Origin of the sequence: Kluyvera sp. STS39-E, from assembly GCF_040932435.1 — a bacterium.
GTDB lineage: Bacteria > Pseudomonadota > Gammaproteobacteria > Enterobacterales > Enterobacteriaceae > Kluyvera.
Genome location: NZ_JBFQGA010000010.1, coordinates 118,966 through 138,277 on the forward strand (window position 1 = coordinate 118,966; position 19,312 = coordinate 138,277).

Here is a 19,312-nt window from a genome sequence, read left to right on the forward strand (position 1 = left end):
GTTAATTGTGATGCCTCGATCCGTTGGGCAAACTGAACCGTCGGCCCGCCGTTTTCGCTGGCCACCGGGCATGCCGCAAATCTCGGCATTAATCCTGGTGCTGCTGGTCGATAGCCTAGTCGCGCCGCACTTTTTCCAGATAACGCTGCAGGATGGTCGCCTGTTCGGCAGCCCTATCGACATTCTTAACCGCGCTGCGCCGGTCGCGCTGCTGGCGATAGGTATGACGCTGGTGATAGCCACCGGCGGCATCGATCTTTCGGTGGGCGCGGTGATGGCGATTGCCGGAGCTACGGCGGCCTCGATGACCGTTGCCGGACACAGCCTGCCGATTGTCCTACTGGCGGCGCTGGGCTCTGGCGTGCTGGCTGGGCTATGGAACGGCATTCTGGTCGCCATCCTTAAAATACAGCCCTTTGTGGCGACGCTTATTCTGATGGTGGCCGGGCGCGGCGTCGCTCAGCTCATCACCTCGGGACAAATTGTCACCTTCGATTCGCCGGCGTTGGCCTGGCTCGGCAGCGGTAAAATGCTGCTGTTTCCAACGCCGGTCATTATTGCATTGGTCACCCTGATTATCTTTTGGGTTGTCGCGCGTAAGACCGCTCTTGGGATGTTCATTGAAGCGGTGGGGATCAACATCCGTGCGGCGAAAAACGCTGGGGTGAATACCCGTATCGTGGTGATGTTGGCCTACGTGTTGAGCGGCATATGCGCGGCGATTGCCGGGGTTATTGTGGCCGCGGATATTCGTGGTGCCGACGCCAACAATGCCGGGCTGTGGTTGGAGCTGGACGCTATTTTGGCGGTGGTTATCGGCGGCGGCTCGCTGATGGGCGGACGCTTTAACCTACTGCTGTCGGTGGTGGGGGCGCTGATTATTCAGGGCATGAATACCGGCATTTTGCTCTCCGGTTTCCCGCCAGAGCTTAATCAGGTGGTGAAAGCGGTGGTGGTGATGTGCGTGCTGATTGTGCAGTCGCCGCGCTTTATTCAGATTCTGAAAAGGATACGAGGCCATGATAAAACGTAATTTGCCGCTGATGATCACGCTCGGCGTCTTTGTCATCGGCTACCTCTATTGCCTGACGCAGTTTCCGGGTTTTGCTTCTACGCGGGTTATCTGCAATATCCTCACCGATAACGCCTTTTTGGGGATCGTAGCGGTAGGCATGACCTTTGTGATCCTCTCCGGCGGTATCGATCTGTCGGTCGGGTCGGTAATTGCTTTCACCGGCGTATTTCTGGCGAAAGCGATTGGATTTTGGGGGCTGTCGCCGCTGGTGGCTTTCCCTCTGGTGCTGGTGATGGGCTGCGCCTTTGGGGCCTTTATGGGGTGGCTGATTGATGCGCTGAAGATCCCGGCGTTTATCATTACGCTGGCGGGGATGTTTTTCCTGCGCGGCGTTAGCTATCTGGTTTCCGAGGAGTCGATTCCTATCGATCACCCGCTGTATGACACCCTCTCCGGGCTGGCGTGGACCATTCCCGGCGGAGGACGCCTGAGCGCCATGGGGCTGTTGATGCTGCTGGTGGTCGTGCTGGGCATTTTCCTCGCCCATCGCACTCGCTTTGGCAACCAGGTTTACGCCATTGGTGGCAGCGCGACCTCGGCGAATTTGATGGGGATCCCGACCCGCAGCACCATTGTGCGTATTTATATGCTGTCGACGGGGCTGGCGACGCTGGCTGGGATCGTTTTCTCTATTTATACCCAAGCCGGTTACGCGCTGGCGGGCGTCGGGGTAGAGCTGGACGCTATTGCGTCGGTGGTCATCGGCGGTACGCTGCTGAGCGGTGGCGTCGGCACGGTGCTGGGAACGCTGTTCGGCGTGGGCATTCAGGGGCTGATTCAAACCTACATTAACTTTGACGGTACGCTCAGCTCGTGGTGGACCAAGATCGCCATCGGCATCCTGCTGTTTATTTTCATTGCGCTACAGCGCGGCCTGACGGTGCTGTGGGAGAACCGGCAGAACGCCGCTGTGACTCGCGTCAATGTTGGCATAACAAAGAACTAACATACTGAAACATTAAAGTTTTTCCGGTAGCAGCCGATACTTTTCTTTTACGCCAAACGTACCCCTGCTACCGGACAACACTATGATGCTAAAAACGCTGTCTATCCGTACCGGCCTGCTATCTCTGCTTGCCGTGATGACTCTGCTGCTGATTCTGGTCAGCGGCATCGGTATTTATGCTCTCACCCAAAGTTCTGCCTCCTTGCAACGCATTAATCACCTGCAAAGTGACCAAATAACTCAGCTAAACGAAGGCTATACGCTGTTGCTGCGTGCGCGTAATGAGGCCGGCCAAGCGGTGAGGCTGATGGAAATCGGCATGCTGGACGATGCTGCTAAAGCGGTCAAAATGATTGGCGGGGAAGTCGCGCAGGCGCAAAAAATTATTGCTGCCGTCAGCCAGTCGTCGATAGACGATGCCGAGGGGGCTACGCGGATGGCAAACGTGGCGAAAAGCTATGAGCTGTACAATACGCAGGCAATCAAACCGATGTTGGCGGCACTCGAAGGGCAAAACGTCGATAACTACTATGACCTGCTGGAAAAGACCATTATTCCGGTCTCCCGCCAGTTTGATAATTCGATTCAGGCTTTCCAGCAGTGGGGCATGTCCCGTGGCCAGGTTGAAGTCGCGTCGGTACACAGCGCCAAAAATAAAGTCCTAGCGCTGATGGTTATCGCGATTTTACTGACCGCCGGCGTCATGGCGCTGGGCTGGCTTCAGTTGCGCCATCTGTTGCTCAAGCCGCTTGACGCGGCAATTGGTCAGTTGGAACAGGTGGCATCGGGAGATTTAACCGATTCACCGCTGAAAGCCAATAGCACTGAAATTAAGCGCCTGAACGTGGCGATTGCCGGGATGCGCGAGTCGATGATGAACTCGGTGATGCGGGTACGTGACGCTAGCTCGCAGATTGATATCGGCAGCCGCGAGCTGACGGCGGGTAACAACCATCTGGCACAGCGTACTGAATCGACGGCGACCTCGCTTGAGCAAACGGCAGCCAGCATGGAACAGCTCACGGCTACCGTGAAGCAAAACGCCGATAATGCCGACCAGGCGCATAAGCTGGCGAAGGACGTTTCCGACACCGCCGATCGCGGTAGCGAAATGGTCTGCTACGTGATTGAAAAAATGCAGGATATTTCCGGCAGCGCCAACCGCATTGCCGACATCCTCGGGGTGATTGATGGCATTGCCTTCCAGACTAACATTCTGGCACTCAACGCCTCGGTGGAAGCCGCGCGCGCGGGCGAGCAGGGGCGTGGATTCGCCGTCGTGGCGGGGGAAGTGCGTAACCTCGCCAGCCGCAGCGCCGATGCGGCAAAAGAGATCCGTCAGCTGATTTCGGCTTCACAAACCCACGTCAATGAAGGTAGTGACCTCGCGCAGCAGGCGGGTGAAACCATGGATGAGATTGCCAGTGAAGTGATGCGGATGACCAAGTTGATGCGCGAAATTGCCAGCGCGTCGCAGGAGCAGAGCCGTGGGATTGAGCAGGTAAATATTGCTGTCAGCCAGATGGATGAAACGGCGCAGCAGAATGCAGCGCTGGTACAGCAGTCATCGGCGGCAACCCGTTCGCTGGAAGAGCAGTCGCAGGCGCTAACTTCAGCGATGGCATCGTTCCGTTTACAGGTGTCGTAATCGGATTACTGATTTTGTAGGCCGGATAAGGCGTTTACGCCGTCATCCGGCAATATCACCGCATCGCGCCGGATGGCGCTTTGCTTATCCGGCCTACAACGAGATGTAGGCCGGGATGTCGCGATTATGCGTCAGGGAACTCGCGAATCAAACGCTCAACGTCTTCAACCATATGGTTGTTACCGACGAAGAACGAACGACGCTGGTGCAACGTTTCCGGCTGAATATCCAAAATACGTTCTTTCCCATCGCTGGCCTTACCGCCGGCCTGTTCCGCGAGGAACGCCATCGGGTTGCACTCATACAGCAGACGCAGCTTGCCATCAGGATGGCTCGCGGTGCTTGGGTAGAGGTAGATCCCGCCTTTCAGCAGGTTACGGTGGAAATCCGCCACCAGAGAACCGATATAGCGTGAAGTGTACGGACGCTGGGTGTTGGTATCTTCTTCCTGACAGAATTTAATGTACTTCTTCACGCCGTTCGGGAATTTGATGTAGTTGCCTTCGTTGATGGAGTACGTGTTGCCGCGTTCCGGGAAGCGCATGCGTTCCTGGCTTAGACAGAACACGCCCAGAGAAGGGTCGTAGGTGAAGGCGTGAACGCCGCAGCCGGTGGTGTACACCAGCATCGTCGAGGAACCGTAAACCACATAGCCCGCGGCAACTTGGCGGTTGCCCGGTTGCAGGAAATCTTCTTCGGTGACCGGCGTGCCGACCGGAGTCACACGACGATAAATAGAGAAGATAGTCCCGACAGAAACGTTAACGTCGATATTAGATGAGCCATCCAGCGGGTCCATCAGAACCACATACTTCGCGTGTTCACAGCCTTCAAAGACGACGATTTCGTCCTCTTCTTCGGAAGCGATCCCGGCGACGATGTCACGTGCGCGCAGCGCGGCTTTCAGTTTCTCGTTTGCGAACAAATCGAGCTTTTGTTGTACTTCTCCCTGTACGTTTTCTGCGCCGCTGGCACCCAGGATATCGACCAGACCGGCCTTGTTGATATCGCGGTGGATGATCTTGGCACCTAACTTTATTGCCGACAGCAAAGCAGTGAGTTCACCGGTAGCATGAGAAAACTCGTGCTGCTTTTCGACAATAAATTCACCTAACGTTTTCATAACACTTTCCCTGCATTGGATGATGAGTAAAGCGACTGCAACAATCTTAACAAAGAATAAAAAAAATACGCACAGGTGAATCGCGCCAGCAAACTACGGAATATCCTGAAATGCATTTCTCTGGCGGCAAACATATGGGTAAAATGCGGGGCAGATAAAAAAAGGATAGTGACGTATGCGCATTCATATTTTGGGTATTTGTGGCACCTTCATGGGCGGTCTGGCCATGCTGGCTCGTTCTCTGGGCCATGAAGTCACGGGTTCGGATGCCAATGTGTATCCCCCGATGAGCACGCTGCTTGAAAAGCAAGGTATTGATTTAATTCAAGGTTACGACGCAAGTCAGCTTGACCCTCAGCCGGATCTGGTGATCATCGGCAACGCCATGACCCGCGGTAATCCGTGCGTTGAAGCGGTGCTGGAGAAAAACATTCCGTTCATGTCTGGCCCGCAATGGCTGCATGATTTCGTGCTGCGCGATCGCTGGGTGCTGGCGGTAGCAGGAACGCACGGCAAAACCACGACGGCTGGAATGGCGGCGTGGATCCTCGAAGAGTGCGGCTATAAGCCAGGCTTCGTCATTGGCGGCCTGCCGGGCAACTTTGATGTTTCAGCGCGTCTGGGCGACAGCCCGTTCTTCGTGATCGAAGCCGATGAATACGATTGTGCCTTCTTCGACAAGCGTTCTAAATTCGTGCACTACTGCCCGCGCACGCTGATCCTCAATAATCTTGAGTTCGATCACGCGGATATCTTCGACGATCTGAAAGCTATTCAGAAACAGTTCCATCACCTGGTGCGTATCGTACCGGGACAAGGCCGCATCATCCTGCCGGAGAACGACGCTAACCTGAAACAGGTTATGGCGATGGGCTGCTGGAGTGAGCAGGAGCTGGTGGGTGAGCAGGGCCACTGGCAGGCGAAGAAACTCAATACCGATGCCTCCGAGTGGGAAGTGCTGCTGGATGGCGAGAAGGTCGGTGAAGTGAAGTGGAGCTTGGTTGGCGAACACAACATGCATAACGGACTGATGGCGATTGCCGCCGCACGTCACGTTGGCGTTGCGCCAGCCGATGCGGCTAATGCGTTGGGCAGCTTTATCAACGCCCGCCGTCGTCTCGAACTGCGCGGTGAAGCCAACGGCGTCTGCGTCTATGATGACTTCGCACACCACCCAACGGCAATCCTCGCGACGCTGCAGGCGCTGCGCGGCAAAGTGGGCGGCACGGCAAAAATCATTGCCGTATTGGAGCCACGTTCGAACACCATGAAAATGGGCGTCTGCAAAGACGACCTGGCGCCGTCTTTAGGCCGCGCGGATGAAGTGTTCCTGCTACAGCCACAGCATATTCCATGGCAGGTTGCGGAAGTGGCGGAAGCATGTGTACAGCCTGCTCACTGGAGCGCGGACGTTGACGTACTGGCGGATATGGTGGTGAAAAACGCCGAGCCGGGCGATCACATCCTCGTGATGAGCAACGGCGGCTTTGGTGGCATCCATCAGAAGCTGCTCGATGGTCTGGCTAAAAAAGCGGAACAACAGCAGGATTAAATCTGACTGCTTGGGTTTCCTCTCAGCCAACCGGGAAACCGGTTGGCTTTTTTATTTTCTGCTTTAAGTAAGGACCGGACATGGATTTGTTAACGTCGAAAAAACTGACGTCGACACAGACGCCGCTTTTTGTCTGTGTTGATGCACTGTATGCCCAGGCATTTCCTTGGCACGAACAGCGTGAGTTGCCCGCCAAACAACGCGCGTTAAGCGACCCGCATTACGCGCTGGAAGCGTGGTTTGACGGCGAGCAGTTTATTGGCATGAGCGGATGCTGGGCGTTTGACGGCTACGTCTATATTGAACATCTGGCGGTCGACGGCAGCCTGCGCTCGCAGGGTTACGGCAAACGTCTACTGGGGCAAATCCTTGAGCGGGCGCCGCAAACGATTCTGGAGATTGACCCGCTGACCAGCGACATCGCCCGCAAGCGTCTGCGCTTTTATGAAAGTATGGGATTTTTTGCCAACCCGTGGCCGCATACGCACCCGACCTATCACACGGATATCGCCGATCACGAGCTCATCGTATTAAGCTACCCGCAGCCGATTGCTGAGGCGCAGTACCTGCGCTTTAACGACGATTTATGCCAGAAAGTGATGGAACAGTAGGCCGGATAAGGCGTTCACGCCGCCACCCGGCAATGCCTGCGTGCTGTTGTGCCTGATGGCGCTGCGCTTATCAGGCCTACAATCTGACCCACCGGCGATTGTCGAACGGCTAAAAAAATACCCTCACAAGGAGGGCATTTTTCTGAGACTTAATCCTGGTTTTCAGCCAGTTCGCGCAGATATTGGAAAATCTGACGAGAGGATTTTGGCGGCTTATTCGCGGCCTTTTCCTTTTTGGCGTTACGCACGAGCGAACGTAACTGCTGACGATCGGCGTCTGGCCACAGATTCAGCACGTCTTCAACGGCGTCATCTTCACCTTCAATCATACGGTCACGCAGCTGTTCCAGTTTATGGAACAGAACAACCTGCTGGTTGTGGCGGTTTTTCAGCTTATCCAGCGCTTGGCGGAAAGGCTCTACGTCGCGCTGACGCAGCATTTTACCAATCAGCTGCAGCTGGCGGCGGCGACCTTCCATCTTAATACGCTGCGCCAGTTCAATGGCGGCGCGCAGGTCGGCGTCCAGCGGGATTTTGTCTAGGGCGTTTTTACCCAGAGAAACCAGTTCTGCCCCAAGCTTTTTCAGCTCTTCGGCATCACGTTTAATTTCGCTCTTGCTGACCCAGATAATTTCATCATCTTCGTCCTCGATATCATCACCGGGGACTTCGTCGAGCCAGTCTTCGGGCTGCTTTGTCATTTCAGGCTCCTTAAAAAAGAGGCTAATACTAACAGCTTGAACGCATACTGAGAAAGGGTTCTCTGTTAGACTTCATTTAACTTTACCTCAGATTATGGCTTAGACGATGAAAGTGATCACACAAGTTGCGGAACAACGTATTGCGCTGGAAAAAGCAGTCTCAATGGCGCTAGAGCTGGCGGCCAGTCAATCAGATGGTGCAGAAGTCGCGGTCAGCAAGACCACCGGCATCGGCGTCAGCACCCGCTACGGTGAAGTCGAAAACGTCGAATTTAATAGCGATGGCGCGCTGGGGATCACCGTTTATCACCAGAATCGCAAAGGCAGCGCCTCGTCCACCGATTTAAGCCCGGACGCCATTGCGCGCACCGTACAGGCGGCGCTGGATATCGCGCGCTACACCTCGCCGGACCCGTGTGCGGGCGTGGCAGACAAAGATCTGCTGGCCTTCGACGCCCCGGATCTTGACCTGTTCCACCCGGCGGAAGTCTCTCCGGATGAAGCTATCGAAATGGCCGCTCGCGCTGAACAGGCGTCGTTAAAGGCCGATAAACGCATTACCAATACCGAAGGCGGCAGCTTCAACAGCCACTACGGTATCAAGGTCTTCGGCAACAGCCACGGCATGCTGCAAAGCTACTGTTCAACGCGCCACTCCCTGTCGAGCTGCGTGATTGCGGAAGTGAATGGCGATATGGAACGCGACTATGCGTACACCATTGGCCGGCGCTTAAGTGATTTGCAGTCGCCGGAATGGGTCGGTGAAGAGTGCGCGCGCCGTACCCTAGCACGTCTTGAACCTCGCAAGCTTTCCACCATGCAGGCACCGGTTATCTTCGCCAATGAAGTGGCGACGGGGCTGTTTGGCCACCTGGTCGGTGCGATTGCCGGTGGTTCGGTGTACCGCAAATCGACCTTCCTGTTGGACTCGCTGGGCGAGCAAATTCTGCCGGAATGGCTGACCATTGAAGAACATCCGCACCTGCTAAAAGGGCTGGCGTCTACGCCGTTCGACGGCGAGGGCGTGCGCACAGAACGTCGCGACATTATTAAAGATGGCGTGCTGACCCAGTGGCTGTTGACCAACTACTCTGCGCGTAAGCTGGGGCTGAAAAGCACCGGTCATGCAGGCGGCATTCACAACTGGCGTATCAATGGCCGCGGGCTGAGTTTTGAAAAGTTGCTTAAAGAGATGGGCACCGGTCTTGTCGTGACCGAACTGATGGGGCAGGGTGTGAGCGGTATCACCGGCGATTATTCGCGCGGCGCATCCGGCTTCTGGGTTGAGAACGGCGAAATTCAGTATCCGGTGAGTGAAATCACCATCGCGGGCAACCTGAAAGACATGTGGCGCAATATTGTCACCATCGCCGACGATATTGAAACGCGCAGTAATATCCAATGTGGTTCTGTACTGCTTCCGGAGATGAAGATCGCCGGACAGTAATCACGTTCATACCTGTCATAATTCAAGCTGCAGATGCGTTGGCTGCGCTCGTTCACCCCAGTCACGTACTTATTGTACGCTCCTGGGGATTCGCTCACTTGCCGCCTTCCTGCAACTCGAATTATTTTGGGTAAGGGGGCGCATCCTGCTGCGCCCGTTTTGCTTAAATAATAAGAAGGAAGTGAGCAATGCGTAAAAAGCTGTTAGCGATGTTGGCGGTCTCCGCTTTGGCCCTTGGTTCGGCATCGGCGTTTGCCGATCTCGGCGAAGATATGGATACGCTGGCGGAAAATCTGCAGGTGGTGCAGAAAACCTCCGACGTGGGCGAGCTGAAAGGTGCGCTGACGAAGATGCGTGCCGCCGCTGTTGACGCGCAAAAAGAGACCCCGCCGAAGCTGGAAGGCAAAGCGGCGGATAGCGCGGAGATGAAAGATTTCCGCCACGGCTTCGATATCCTGATTGGCCAGATTGATGGCGCCATGAAGCTGGCCAATGAAGGTAAGCTGAAAGAAGCCCAGGCCGCTGCAGAAGACTTCAAAACGACCCGCAATACCTACCACAAGAAGTATCGCTAAGCGTTTATCCGGGAAACATCGGCCGATGTTTCCCGCTTTTCTCCCGCAAAACTCCGTCAACATCACACTTTTCCCTTTGTTTTGCCATGCCCTTTTCCTATTACCTTCACCTGCATTTGAGACATCCATCACGCGAATATATCGATATCGTTAGATTCGTGATGAATATGTGAATCAGATCACCCATGCCGTTAGCCTTTCCACTTCGAAGTGGAAAACAACTCGCTACAAACTCCACGGCCCCGGCGTTAGTTTTATCCCCAGAGACATTAGCGGGGTAATACGAGTGAATAACGGAGCGGTAACACACGACGCAGGGGAGCAGGCAATGCAGACCGAACAGCTGGCAGACAAGATGCTGCAGCAGGTGTTCGCGCTGTTAAGCCGCCGCCACATCACCCCCAACGACGTGCAGGAGCAAATGCTGACGTCCCACGTACGGGCAATGGCCCACCGGTCAATCAGCGGTGAACCGCTGCCGGAAGTGGACGCCAGCCTGTTTGAAGAGATTTCAGAAGACTCAATGAATCTGGCTCGCGACGTGGTCGCGGAATTCGGCAATCTGCCAAAAGAAGAGGCGTGGCTGCTGTCCGTCCACTTCGAAGTCGCAAAAGAAAACCTGTAAGGAGCAACACATGGAACAGATCACTTTAGTTATTGGCGACCGCCTGGGTAAAGGACAAAAAGTTGCCGCTGGCGCGGAAAAAGCCGGTGCTCGTGCAGTCGTTGTACCGGGCGTTGCCGCAGATATGAAGCTGGGCGACGTGATGAAAGCAGAAAACGCGACCTTCGGTATCTCTTTCTGCGGTAGCGGCGGCGCTGGCGCTATCACTGCGCAAACCAAACATGGCTACAAAGCGAAATACGGTATGCGTTCAGTCGAAGAGGGTGTGACCGCCATCAATGAAGGCTACAACGTGCTGGGCTTCGGCTTTATGGATAAAGAAGAGCTGGGCGAACGCCTGGTAGAAGCCTGGAAGAAGAAGTACGGCGCGTGAACATGAAAGAGCAATTCACCACCACGGTGAGGGTAACGGGCAAAGGCGAAAGCAAAACACGCGCATTCGCCGATGCTCTGAACCATGTGCAGGCAGCGGTGATGAAAACATCATCGCGCATCCTACTGCGTATTGAGCCACAGGACGTGGCGGTTATTCATGCGCGTGAAGCGGTACGAAAAGAGGCATTCCTGTTTATCTTTTTACGCCGTGAACGACGCACGTACAGCGTGGAGCTGGATGTGACCGTCAACGTGACCGCTATCGATATCGATAAAGTGGACTTCGTCACGCAAACCTGATTTTTACTAAAGGGTCAGAATATGTTCCTGATAATTTTAATAAAATCGCTCATCATCGGCGGCCTAGTTGGCGTCGGCGTGGGCGCCGGAGCGGCACGTATGTTCCATGCGCCCACCACCCAAGGGATGGGGGCGTTTCGTACGTTGGGCGAGCTGAACTCCTGTGAGGGCGATCCGGCTTCCCACTTCTCCTTTGGCCTTGGCTTCTTCTTTAACGCCTGGGCTTCTTCCGTTGCAGCAGGGGCTTTCACCCAAGACGTTGACCACCGCATTATCCCTAACTGGGGCGCGGCTGCACTGATGATGAAAAACCGCAACGTGGGCGAGACGCTGCACGATCCGCGCAAGATGGCGATTGCCTGCGGCATCATCGGCATGATCGTCGTCGCCTTCCTTAACCTCACCGCCTCTTCCGTGCCACAGGCACTGCAGGTCACCGCGGTGAAGGTACTGGTTCCGGCAGCAAACCTGCTGGTAAATACCGTGATGCCGGTGATCTTCTGGCTGGCGGCTATCGACGCCGGTAAGAAATCAGGCTTCTGGGCCACCATTTTCGGCGGCGCTGCGCAGCTGATTATGGGTAACGCCGTACCGGGCCTGGTGCTGGGTATTCTGATTGGTAAGGGTGTGGAAGAGAGCGGCTGGCATCGTGTCACCAAAGTGATGATGGGCGCGATCATTGCGCTGTTCGTCCTGAGCGCCTTCTTCCGTGGTTTCGACATGAAGATGATCGAATCCTTCCACATGACCGTGCCGAACTGGCTGGATCTGATCCACAACTCAATCAGCGGCAAATAACGGGAGCCTGACATGGAACAGAATAAAGGTTTTTGGTATGCCGACTGGTCGTTCCCGATCTTCGTTGGCCTGCTCTCTTCCGGCGTGTTTGCCGGGACACACATGTACTACCTCTACGGTATCGGCGCGTTTAACGAAGTCGCCTTCGTGGCGATGCTAAAAGCGGGGATTGATACCGGTGCCTACGGCGCGGTGGCGGCGTTTGGCGCGAGCTTCTTGTTCGCCCGTATCATCGAAGGTTCGCTAGTGGGGATTTTGGACATCGGCGGCGCGATTCAGACCGGTGTGGGCTTAGGCGTTCCGGCGCTGCTGCTGGGTGCCGGCATTATGTTCCCGGTGACCAACTTTATCGCCTCCCTGATTACCGGACTGGTGATTGGTCTGGCAATTGGCTACATCATCATCTTGGCGCGTAAGTTCACCATCAACCAGAGCGATTCGACCTACGGGGCCGACGTGATGATGGGCGCGGGTAACGCCTCCGGCCGCTTCCTCGGTCCGTTGATTATCTTAAGTGCGATGACTGCATCGATTCCAATCGGTGTCGGTTCACTGGTTGGCGCTTTGATCTTCTATGTCTGGCAAAAGCCAATTACCGGTGGCGCTATTCTGGGCGCCATGCTGCTGGGCTCTATCTTCCCGGTAGCGATTAGCTGATAGCGTTTTGTTGTAGGCCGGATAAGGCAACGCGCCTGATGGCGCTGTGCTTATCAGGCCTACACGATTGCCCCCATTCCAACAGGAGAGAGATATGTTTGATTTACTCCTGCGCCGCGCGCGCCTTGTCGACGATACCCTGACTGATATCGCCATTCAGGACGGAAAAATCGCGGCGCTGGGCGAGATTAGCGCGCCTGCCCTGAAAACCATCGACCTAGATGGCCAATGCTACGCCAGCGCCGGCTGGATTGACTCCCACGTCCACTGCTACCCGAACTCACCGATTTACCACGACGAACCGGACAGCGTAGGCATCGCTACCGGTGTGACGACCGTGATTGATGCCGGTAGCACCGGCGCGGACGACGTTGACGATTTTTATCAGCTTACCCGCAAGGCAACCACCGACGTCTATGCGCTGCTCAACATTTCCCGCGTTGGGCTGATTGCCCAAAACGAACTGGCGAAGATGAGCAATATCGACGCCGACGCCGTGAAGCAGGCAGTCCAGCGTCATCCGGACTTTATCGTTGGCTTGAAAGCGCGGATGAGCAGCAGCGTGGTTGGCGATAACGGCATTGCACCGCTTGAGCGTGCGAAGGCCTTTCAGCAGGAAAACGGTGACCTACCGCTGATGGTGCACATCGGCAATAACCCGCCGAACCTTGACGAAATCGCTGACTTGCTGACCTCTGGCGACATTATTACCCACTGCTACAACGGTAAACCGAACCGTATCCTGACGCCGTCCGGTGAGCTGAAAAGCGCCGTGACGCGCGCCTTACAGCGTGGCGTTCGTTTAGACGTTGGCCACGGCACGGCAAGCTTTAGCTTTGAAGTGGCGAAACGGGCGATTGCGCTGGGCATTCTGCCGCACACCATCAGCTCGGATATCTACTGCCGAAACCGTATTGACGGCCCGGTGCGCTCTCTGGCGCTGGTGATGTCGAAATTCCTCGCCATCGGCATGTCGCTGCCACAGGTCATTGACTGTGTCACCGCGCACGCCGCTGACGGACTGCGTCTGACGCACAAAGGGCGATTGGAAGTCGGCTTCGACGCCGACCTTACGCTGTTTACCCTCGCATCAACCCCAACGCTGCTGGTGGATGCTGAACAACAGAGCCTTCAGGCCGACAAAATTCTGCTGCCGCTTGCCGCGATTCGCGCGGGCAAGGGCTATTTGACCGAACAAGGGAGCGCGGAAAATGCCTTCAATTTTTGAGAAATACGATTTAAAACAAGTGATTAATACATCAGGCCGCATGACTGCCCTCGGCGTATCTACGCCGCGTCCAGAAGTGGTCGAGGCCGCAATGGCGGGCATGAACCAGTATTTTGAGATGAAAGATCTGGTCAATAAAACCGGTGCCTATATTGCGAAGCTGCTGGATGTGGAAGGGGCGACGGTTGTCGCCTGCGCATCGGCAGGGATTGCCCAGTCGGTAGCGGCGGTGCTGGTAAAAGACAGCGACTGGCTGCTGGAAAATCTGCACGTGACACCGATTGAGAACAACGAAATCGTCCTGCCGAAAGGTCACAACGTCAACTTCGGCGCGCCTGTCGGCACCATGGTGGCGCTGGGCGGCGGCAAGCTGGTGGAAGCAGGTTATGCGAACGAATGTTCAGCCGATCAGCTGGCGGCAGCCATTACTCCGCGCACGGCGGCGATTTTATATATCAAATCTCACCACTGTGTGCAGAAAAGTATGCTGAACGTGGCGCAGGCTGCGGCCGTGGCGCGCAGCCATAATCTGCCGCTGATCGTCGATGCGGCGGCGGAAGAAGATTTACATGCCTACTACCGTGCCGGTGCGGATCTGGTTATCTACAGCGGCGCGAAGGCCATCGAAGGGCCGACCAGCGGGCTGGTTATTGGCAAAACCCAGTACGTTGAGTGGGTGAAACGCCAGTCAATGGGCATTGGTCGTGCGATGAAAGTCGGCAAAGAGGGCATCCTCGGCCTGACCTGCGCGATTGAACACTACCTGACGGCGACCAAAGAGAGCGGCGCTGAGATGGTGGCGAAGATGACGCCGTTTATTGACCAGCTCAATACCATAAACGGCGTGACCGCGCGCGTGGTGTGGGACAGCGCGGGCCGCGATATTGCTCGTGCGGAAATTAAATTTGATGAAGCGGTAACCGGCATCGACACCGGTGAACTGGTGGCCGCGCTCAAGCAGGGCGAATACGCTATCTACTTCCGCGGCTACAAGGCCAACGAAGGCATTATTGAAGCCGATGTCCGCAGCGTGAACGCGCAGCAGCTGGAGATTGTCTCTCGTCGCATCGCCGAGGTTTTAAACAAGGAGAATAACGCATGAAACTGACCCCCAATTTTTACCGTGACCGCGTCTGCCTAAACGTTCTGGCGGGCAGCAAAGACAACGCCCGTGAGATTTATGAAGCGGCGGAAGGTCATGTGCTGGTCGGCGTACTCTCTAAAAATTACCCGGACGTCGCAAGCGCGGTGGCGGATATGCGCGAGTATGCGCAGCTGATTGATAATGCGCTTTCCGTCGGTCTTGGCGCGGGCGATCCGAACCAGTCGGCGATGGTGAGCGAGATTTCCCGCCAGGTTCAGCCGCAGCACGTCAACCAGGTGTTTACCGGCGTGGCAACCAGCCGTGCGCTATTGGGCCAAAACGACACCGTGGTGAACGGCCTAGTCTCGCCGACCGGCACCGTTGGCATGGTTAAAATCTCTACCGGCCCGCTGTCCAGTACCGCGCCAGACGGCATCGTGCCGCTGGAAACGGCGATTGCCCTGCTGAAAGATATGGGCGGCAGCTCGATTAAATACTTCCCAATGGGCGGGTTGAAGCATCGCGATGAGTTTGTGGCGGTGGCGCAAGCCTGTGCCCGTCATGATTTCTGGCTGGAGCCAACCGGCGGGATCGATCTGGAAAACTACAGCGAAATCCTGAAAATTGCGCTGGATGCTGGAGTTAGCAAAATTATCCCCCATATCTATAGTTCGATTATTGATAAAGCCAGTGGCAATACCCGTCCGGCGGACGTGCGTCAGCTGCTGGAGATGACGAAAGCATTAGTGAAGTAGTGTCGCTGTGCCCCCTCACCCTAACCCTCTCCCCTTGGGGGAGAGGGAACCTATAGTGCGAATGGCACGATTTGGTTTTCTCCCTCGCCCCTTTGGGGAGAGGGCCGGGGTGAGGGGAAAACTTCCAACCTAGCTCTCAAGGAGCCACCATGCCCGCCGCCCATCACCTGCTTGCTGCTTCACTCTCGCTCCTCGCCGCTGGCGTTGGTGCACAAACCCAGTACGCTTGGGTAGGAACCTACAATCCCAATGGAGAGGGGCTATACCGGTTTACCGTGGATGGAAAAACCGGCGAGTTACGTGATAAGACGCTGGTTGGCTCGCTGCCAAATGTCGCGCAGCTTACCGTTTCACACGACGGTAAAACGCTGTATGCCGCCAGTGAGGTGGAAAAGGGCGTAGTGCAGGCATGGAGCATCGGCAAAGATGGCAGCTTAAGCAGCCTGAATCAGGTGGCCTCCGGCGGTGCCGGGCCGGTCTATCTGTCAATGACTCCCGATAGCCGTCATCTGCTGGTGGCAAACTATGTCAGCGGTTCTATAGCTGTCCTGCCGGTTAAAGCGGATGGCAGCCTTGGCGATGCGACGGATGTCCATCAGGATAAAGGCCCGGCTGGAGCCGAGCGCCCTGCTGCTGCGGTGGAAGGCAGTTTTGCTATGAGCGATCATAATGGCCCGCACGCGCACATGGTGCAGGCAGATCCAAGCGGGCAATTTGTCTATTCCACAGACCTCGGGCTGGATAGGATTTACCAATACCGTATGGACAGCGCCAGCGGCAAGCTGACGCCGAACGATCCGCCGTTTATTGCCGCGTCGTCGGCAGGTGCAGGGCCGCGTCATTTTATCTTCACGCCCGCAGGCGATGGACTATGGTTGATTAACGAAGAGTCCTCCACGCTGACCTTCTACCATCTCGATAAGGACAGCGGTCTGCTGCGCGAAGGTCAAACGGTCTCCACACTGCCAAAAGAGTATAAAGGCACCAGTTTTGCTGCAGGCCTGGCGTTGAGCGCCGACGGCAAGCAGCTGTACGTGGCTAATCGCCTGCATAACAGCATCGCTCACTTTACCGTGATGGCGGACGGCAGCCTGAAACATCAGGACGATATCTGGACGCGTGGTGATTATCCAAGGACATTAACGTTGGATAAACAAGGGCATTGGTTGTACGCCTTGAATCAGCGTAGCGATAATATTACCCGTTTTAGCGTCGCGCCGAAGGACGGTAAGTTGACGTTCTCAGCGGACTACACCCCGGTTGGTAGCCCATCGCAGATGGTGATTTCTTCCCAACCCTAAGTCGTAAAATGAAGGAACCGGCATGCGATTTCCCAACCAACGTTTAGCGCAACTCTTTAGCCTGCTGCAAAACGAAACGCTGCCCCAGGATGAGCTGGCGCAGCGGCTGTCGGTCTCAACCCGTACCGTTCGCGCCGATATCACCGCGCTCAACGCGCTGTTGATGCACTACGGCGCGCAGTTTGTGCTGACCCGCGGCAGCGGCTATCAGCTAAAAATAGACGATCCGTTGCGTTATCAAACGCTGGAGGAGGCGGCGCCGAAGTCGCAGCATATCCCGCGTACGGGGCAGGATCGCATTCACTCTTTACTGGTGCGTTTTTTGACCTCGGCCTTTTCTATCAAGCTCGAGGATTTGGCTGATGTGTGGTTTGTTAGCCGCGCTACCTTGCAAAATGACATGGTCGAGGTGCGCGAGCGTTTTGCCCGCTATCAGCTGACGCTGGAAACGCGCCCGCGCCACGGCATGAAGCTGTTTGGTAGCGAGGTGTCGATTCGCGCCTGCCTGACCGACCTGCTGTGGGAGTTGAGCCAGCAAGGTCCGCTGACCTCGCCTATCCGCGAGGAGGCCTTTGATCCTAGCGTTCCAGCGCTGCTCGAAGGCGTCTTGCAGGAGACGTTGACCCGTCACCATGTTCGGCTGACCGATGAGGGTGAACGTTTTATCTGCCTGTACGGTGCGGTGGCGGTACGTCGGGTGAGTGAGGGCTATCCGCTGGCGGATTTCAGTGCGGAAGATGTGGCGCAGAACGTGCGCGATGTGGCCCATGAGGTGGCGAATGCGCTGCATAATTGGGCCGGAAAACCGTTCTCGGCGGCGGAAGAAGAGTGGCTGTGTGTTCACCTCGCCGCCCGTCAAGTGCAGGATGTTGATCCGGAAACGATCAGCGCTGATGATGATGAAGCGCTGGTGAACTACATCCTGCACTATATCAATCAGCAATATAACTACAATCTGCTGGAAGATGCCCAACTGCATGCGGATCTGCTGACCCATATTAAGACCATGATCACCCGCGTTCGCTACCAGATTATGATCCCCAATCCGCTTCTCGATAACATTAAGCAGCACTACCCAATGGCGTGGGATATGACGCTGGCGGCAGTCTCTAGCTGGGGCAAATATACGCCTTATGCCATCAGTGAAAATGAGATTGGTTTTCTGGTGCTGCACATCGGTGTCGGTCTTGAGCGTCACTACAACATTGGCTACCAGCGCCAGCCGAAGGTGCTGCTGGTGTGCGATGCGGGCAACGCTATGGCGAGAATGATCGAAGCTATTTTGCAACGCAAGTATCCGCAGGTGGAGATTGCGGCCACCGTCTCCCAGCGCGAGTACGAACAGCTCACGGCGGTGGCGGAAGATTTTGTTATCTCTACCGCGCGCATCAGCGAAAAAGACAAGCCGGTTGTCACCATTGCACCGTTCCCGACTGAATATCAGTTGGATCAAATCGGCAAACTGGTGCTGGTTGACCGCACCCGGCCCTTTATGCTGAACAAATACTTCGATGAGGCGCATTTTCGGGTTATTGACGGGCCGATGGATAGGCAAACGCTGTTTGCCGAACTTTGCGAGCAGCTTGAACACGAAGGATTTGTGGACGCTGAGTTTTACGCATCGGTGGCTGAACGTGAAGCGATAGTCAGCACCATGCTTGGCGACGGCATCGCGTTGCCGCACGCCTTGGGATTGCTGGCGAAGAAGACGGTGGTCTACACCGTCATTGCCCCTGACGGTATCGCCTGGGGCGACGAAACCGCACACATTATCTTCCTGCTAGCGATCAGCAAAAGCGAGTATGAAGAGGCGATGGCCATCTACGCTATCTTCGTCACCTTCCTGCGCGAACGGGCGATGGCACGCCTCTCCGCAACCCGCAGTTTTGATGAGTTTAAAATGGTGGCGATGGAATGCGTAAGCCGGTTTTGAGTGATTGGCGTAGGATTAGCGCAGGTGATGAACCACCTGATTGCTGCTCCCGCGCCAGATCAGCGCCGGGTCTTTTAGGTCTTGCACAAATTTGCCGTCGACCAGCACGTTGATAAGGTTGACGACTTCCATCTGTGCTGCGTTCAGCTCGTCTAGCTTATAGCCGGTCCACACCCAGATATCCTTGCCGGGGCATTCAGCGTGGATGCGCTGAATCAACTTGAGGATTTCCGCCACGTTTTGTGGATGCAGCGGGTCGCCGCCGGAAAGTGAAATCCCTTGGCGTTTGACGCGAGTGTCGTTGAGGTCGGCGATAATGCGGTCGGCCATCTCAGCGGTAAACGGCTGTCCGGAGTTTACGCGCCAAGTGCTTTTGTTGTAGCAACCGGGGCATTCATGGACGCAGCCGGAAACAAACAGGGTGCAGCGAGTGCCGGGGCCGTTGACGATATCGACCGGGTAGTACTGATGGTAGTTCATAATGTCGCTTGCCAAACCGGATGGCGGCTACGCCTTATCCGGCCTACAAATTAGGTAGGCCCGGTTAGCGCAGCGCCACCGGGCATAAAGACCGCAGT

20 protein-coding genes are annotated in these 19,312 nt (G+C 55.8%); 17 read left to right on the forward strand and 3 right to left on the reverse strand.

Features of this window, described 5'->3' with window-relative positions; all coding sequences use genetic code 11:
• Window positions 1–7 precede the first annotated feature (7 nt).
• The 3 genes from ytfT to AB4K05_RS20625 all read left to right on the forward strand — a co-directional run bounded on the left by ytfT (window position 8) and on the right by AB4K05_RS20625 (window position 3,669).
• Complete coding sequence (ytfT, locus tag AB4K05_RS20615; RefSeq protein ID WP_368481734.1) at window positions 8–1,033, forward strand: galactofuranose ABC transporter, ATP-binding protein YtfT; 1,026 nt, start codon at window positions 8–10, stop codon at window positions 1,031–1,033.
• Entirely contained in the window at window positions 1,020–2,021 is a 1,002-nt protein-coding gene (gene yjfF / locus AB4K05_RS20620; RefSeq protein WP_368481735.1) for a galactofuranose ABC transporter, permease protein YjfF, read from the forward strand. The genes ytfT and yjfF overlap by 14 nt, the downstream gene beginning before the upstream one ends.
• Window positions 2,022–2,106: 85 nt before the next feature.
• Complete coding sequence (locus tag AB4K05_RS20625) at window positions 2,107–3,669, forward strand: methyl-accepting chemotaxis protein (RefSeq protein ID WP_368481776.1); 1,563 nt, start codon at window positions 2,107–2,109, stop codon at window positions 3,667–3,669.
• Window positions 3,670–3,793: 124 nt separating this feature from the next.
• On the opposite strand, the gene fbp is transcribed toward AB4K05_RS20625, so the two are convergent.
• Entirely contained in the window at window positions 3,794–4,792 is a 999-nt protein-coding gene (gene fbp, locus AB4K05_RS20630; protein WP_368481736.1) for a class 1 fructose-bisphosphatase, read from the reverse strand.
• A 175-nt stretch (window positions 4,793–4,967) separates the two neighbouring features.
• On the opposite strand from fbp, the gene mpl reads away from it, so the two are divergent.
• Entirely contained in the window at window positions 4,968–6,344 is a 1,377-nt protein-coding gene (gene mpl / locus AB4K05_RS20635; RefSeq protein WP_368481737.1) for a UDP-N-acetylmuramate:L-alanyl-gamma-D-glutamyl-meso-diaminopimelate ligase, read from the forward strand.
• An 86-nt stretch (window positions 6,345–6,430) separates the two neighbouring features.
• On the forward strand, window positions 6,431–6,955 hold the full coding sequence (locus tag AB4K05_RS20640; protein ID WP_368481777.1) for a GNAT family N-acetyltransferase: 525 nt from the start codon (window positions 6,431–6,433) through the stop codon (window positions 6,953–6,955).
• A 149-nt stretch (window positions 6,956–7,104) separates the two neighbouring features.
• Here AB4K05_RS20640 and yjgA read toward each other — a convergent pair whose 3' ends face one another.
• A complete protein-coding gene (gene yjgA / locus AB4K05_RS20645; protein ID WP_368481738.1) occupies window positions 7,105–7,656 on the reverse strand; it encodes a ribosome biogenesis factor YjgA in 552 nt (183 codons plus the stop codon).
• A 106-nt stretch (window positions 7,657–7,762) separates the two neighbouring features.
• Between yjgA and pmbA the strand changes: the two genes are divergently transcribed.
• The 12 genes from pmbA to AB4K05_RS20705 all read left to right on the forward strand — a co-directional run bounded on the left by pmbA (window position 7,763) and on the right by AB4K05_RS20705 (window position 18,734).
• Window positions 7,763–9,103 carry a metalloprotease PmbA gene (gene pmbA / locus AB4K05_RS20650; RefSeq protein ID WP_368481739.1) on the forward strand — a complete coding sequence of 447 codons (1,341 nt, stop codon included), beginning with the start codon at window positions 7,763–7,765 and terminating at the stop codon, window positions 9,101–9,103.
• A gap of 188 nt (window positions 9,104–9,291) precedes the next feature.
• On the forward strand, window positions 9,292–9,678 hold the full coding sequence (cybC, locus tag AB4K05_RS20655) for a cytochrome b562 (RefSeq protein ID WP_368481740.1): 387 nt from the start codon (window positions 9,292–9,294) through the stop codon (window positions 9,676–9,678).
• Window positions 9,679–9,964: 286 nt separating this feature from the next.
• Complete coding sequence (locus AB4K05_RS20660; protein WP_368481741.1) at window positions 9,965–10,303, forward strand: glycine dehydrogenase; 339 nt, start codon at window positions 9,965–9,967, stop codon at window positions 10,301–10,303.
• A 10-nt stretch (window positions 10,304–10,313) separates the two neighbouring features.
• Window positions 10,314–10,676, forward strand: coding sequence for an SFCGS family glycine-rich protein (locus AB4K05_RS20665; RefSeq protein ID WP_368481742.1), 363 nt, complete (start codon window positions 10,314–10,316; stop codon window positions 10,674–10,676).
• 2 nt (window positions 10,677–10,678) lie between these two features.
• Entirely contained in the window at window positions 10,679–10,978 is a 300-nt protein-coding gene (locus AB4K05_RS20670) for a DUF4312 family protein (RefSeq protein ID WP_368481743.1), read from the forward strand.
• Window positions 10,979–10,999: 21 nt separating this feature from the next.
• Window positions 11,000–11,776, forward strand: a complete 777-nt coding sequence (locus AB4K05_RS20675) for a DUF4311 domain-containing protein (protein WP_368481744.1) — start codon at window positions 11,000–11,002, stop codon at window positions 11,774–11,776.
• Window positions 11,777–11,788: 12 nt separating this feature from the next.
• A complete protein-coding gene (locus tag AB4K05_RS20680; RefSeq protein ID WP_062777780.1) occupies window positions 11,789–12,433 on the forward strand; it encodes a DUF4310 family protein in 645 nt (214 codons plus the stop codon).
• Window positions 12,434–12,527: 94 nt separating this feature from the next.
• Window positions 12,528–13,661: an amidohydrolase/deacetylase family metallohydrolase gene (locus tag AB4K05_RS20685; RefSeq protein ID WP_368481745.1), complete on the forward strand. Its 1,134-nt coding sequence runs from the start codon at window positions 12,528–12,530 to the stop codon at window positions 13,659–13,661.
• Window positions 13,645–14,763 (forward strand): DgaE family pyridoxal phosphate-dependent ammonia lyase, encoded by a 1,119-nt coding sequence (locus tag AB4K05_RS20690; protein ID WP_368481746.1) that lies wholly within the window; start codon window positions 13,645–13,647, stop codon window positions 14,761–14,763. The genes AB4K05_RS20685 and AB4K05_RS20690 overlap by 17 nt, the downstream gene beginning before the upstream one ends.
• Window positions 14,760–15,500, forward strand: coding sequence for a KDGP aldolase family protein (locus tag AB4K05_RS20695; RefSeq protein WP_368481747.1), 741 nt, complete (start codon window positions 14,760–14,762; stop codon window positions 15,498–15,500). Before AB4K05_RS20690 ends, AB4K05_RS20695 begins: the two co-directional genes overlap by 4 nt.
• A gap of 149 nt (window positions 15,501–15,649) precedes the next feature.
• Window positions 15,650–16,801, forward strand: a complete 1,152-nt coding sequence (locus AB4K05_RS20700) for a lactonase family protein (protein ID WP_368481748.1) — start codon at window positions 15,650–15,652, stop codon at window positions 16,799–16,801.
• Window positions 16,802–16,823: 22 nt separating this feature from the next.
• Window positions 16,824–18,734: a transcription antiterminator gene (locus tag AB4K05_RS20705; RefSeq protein ID WP_368481749.1), complete on the forward strand. Its 1,911-nt coding sequence runs from the start codon at window positions 16,824–16,826 to the stop codon at window positions 18,732–18,734.
• A 15-nt stretch (window positions 18,735–18,749) separates the two neighbouring features.
• Here the strand turns inward: AB4K05_RS20705 and nrdG are convergent, their stop codons facing one another.
• Complete coding sequence (gene nrdG / locus AB4K05_RS20710) at window positions 18,750–19,214, reverse strand: anaerobic ribonucleoside-triphosphate reductase-activating protein (protein ID WP_368481750.1); 465 nt, start codon at window positions 19,212–19,214, stop codon at window positions 18,750–18,752.
• Window positions 19,215–19,312 lie beyond the last annotated feature (98 nt).

What these genes read in the sequence shown, in the direction of transcription:
- yjfF (WP_368481735.1), top strand. Translation starts at nt 1,020, where the DNA reads ATGATAAAACGTAATTTGCCGCTGATGATCACGCTCGGCGTCTTTGTC.
- AB4K05_RS20625 (WP_368481776.1), top strand. Translation starts at nt 2,107, where the DNA reads ATGCTAAAAACGCTGTCTATCCGTACCGGCCTGCTATCTCTGCTTGCC.
- fbp (WP_368481736.1), bottom strand. Translation starts at nt 4,792, where the DNA reads ATGAAAACGTTAGGTGAATTTATTGTCGAAAAGCAGCACGAGTTTTCT.
- mpl (WP_368481737.1), top strand. Translation starts at nt 4,968, where the DNA reads ATGCGCATTCATATTTTGGGTATTTGTGGCACCTTCATGGGCGGTCTG.
- yjgA (WP_368481738.1), bottom strand. Translation starts at nt 7,656, where the DNA reads ATGACAAAGCAGCCCGAAGACTGGCTCGACGAAGTCCCCGGTGATGAT.
- pmbA (WP_368481739.1), top strand. Translation starts at nt 7,763, where the DNA reads ATGAAAGTGATCACACAAGTTGCGGAACAACGTATTGCGCTGGAAAAA.
- cybC (WP_368481740.1), top strand. Translation starts at nt 9,292, where the DNA reads ATGCGTAAAAAGCTGTTAGCGATGTTGGCGGTCTCCGCTTTGGCCCTT.
- AB4K05_RS20665 (WP_368481742.1), top strand. Translation starts at nt 10,314, where the DNA reads ATGGAACAGATCACTTTAGTTATTGGCGACCGCCTGGGTAAAGGACAA.
- AB4K05_RS20670 (WP_368481743.1), top strand. Translation starts at nt 10,679, where the DNA reads ATGAAAGAGCAATTCACCACCACGGTGAGGGTAACGGGCAAAGGCGAA.
- AB4K05_RS20675 (WP_368481744.1), top strand. Translation starts at nt 11,000, where the DNA reads ATGTTCCTGATAATTTTAATAAAATCGCTCATCATCGGCGGCCTAGTT.
- AB4K05_RS20680 (WP_062777780.1), top strand. Translation starts at nt 11,789, where the DNA reads ATGGAACAGAATAAAGGTTTTTGGTATGCCGACTGGTCGTTCCCGATC.
- AB4K05_RS20685 (WP_368481745.1), top strand. Translation starts at nt 12,528, where the DNA reads ATGTTTGATTTACTCCTGCGCCGCGCGCGCCTTGTCGACGATACCCTG.
- AB4K05_RS20690 (WP_368481746.1), top strand. Translation starts at nt 13,645, where the DNA reads ATGCCTTCAATTTTTGAGAAATACGATTTAAAACAAGTGATTAATACA.
- AB4K05_RS20695 (WP_368481747.1), top strand. Translation starts at nt 14,760, where the DNA reads ATGAAACTGACCCCCAATTTTTACCGTGACCGCGTCTGCCTAAACGTT.
- AB4K05_RS20700 (WP_368481748.1), top strand. Translation starts at nt 15,650, where the DNA reads ATGCCCGCCGCCCATCACCTGCTTGCTGCTTCACTCTCGCTCCTCGCC.
- AB4K05_RS20705 (WP_368481749.1), top strand. Translation starts at nt 16,824, where the DNA reads ATGCGATTTCCCAACCAACGTTTAGCGCAACTCTTTAGCCTGCTGCAA.
- nrdG (WP_368481750.1), bottom strand. Translation starts at nt 19,214, where the DNA reads ATGAACTACCATCAGTACTACCCGGTCGATATCGTCAACGGCCCCGGC.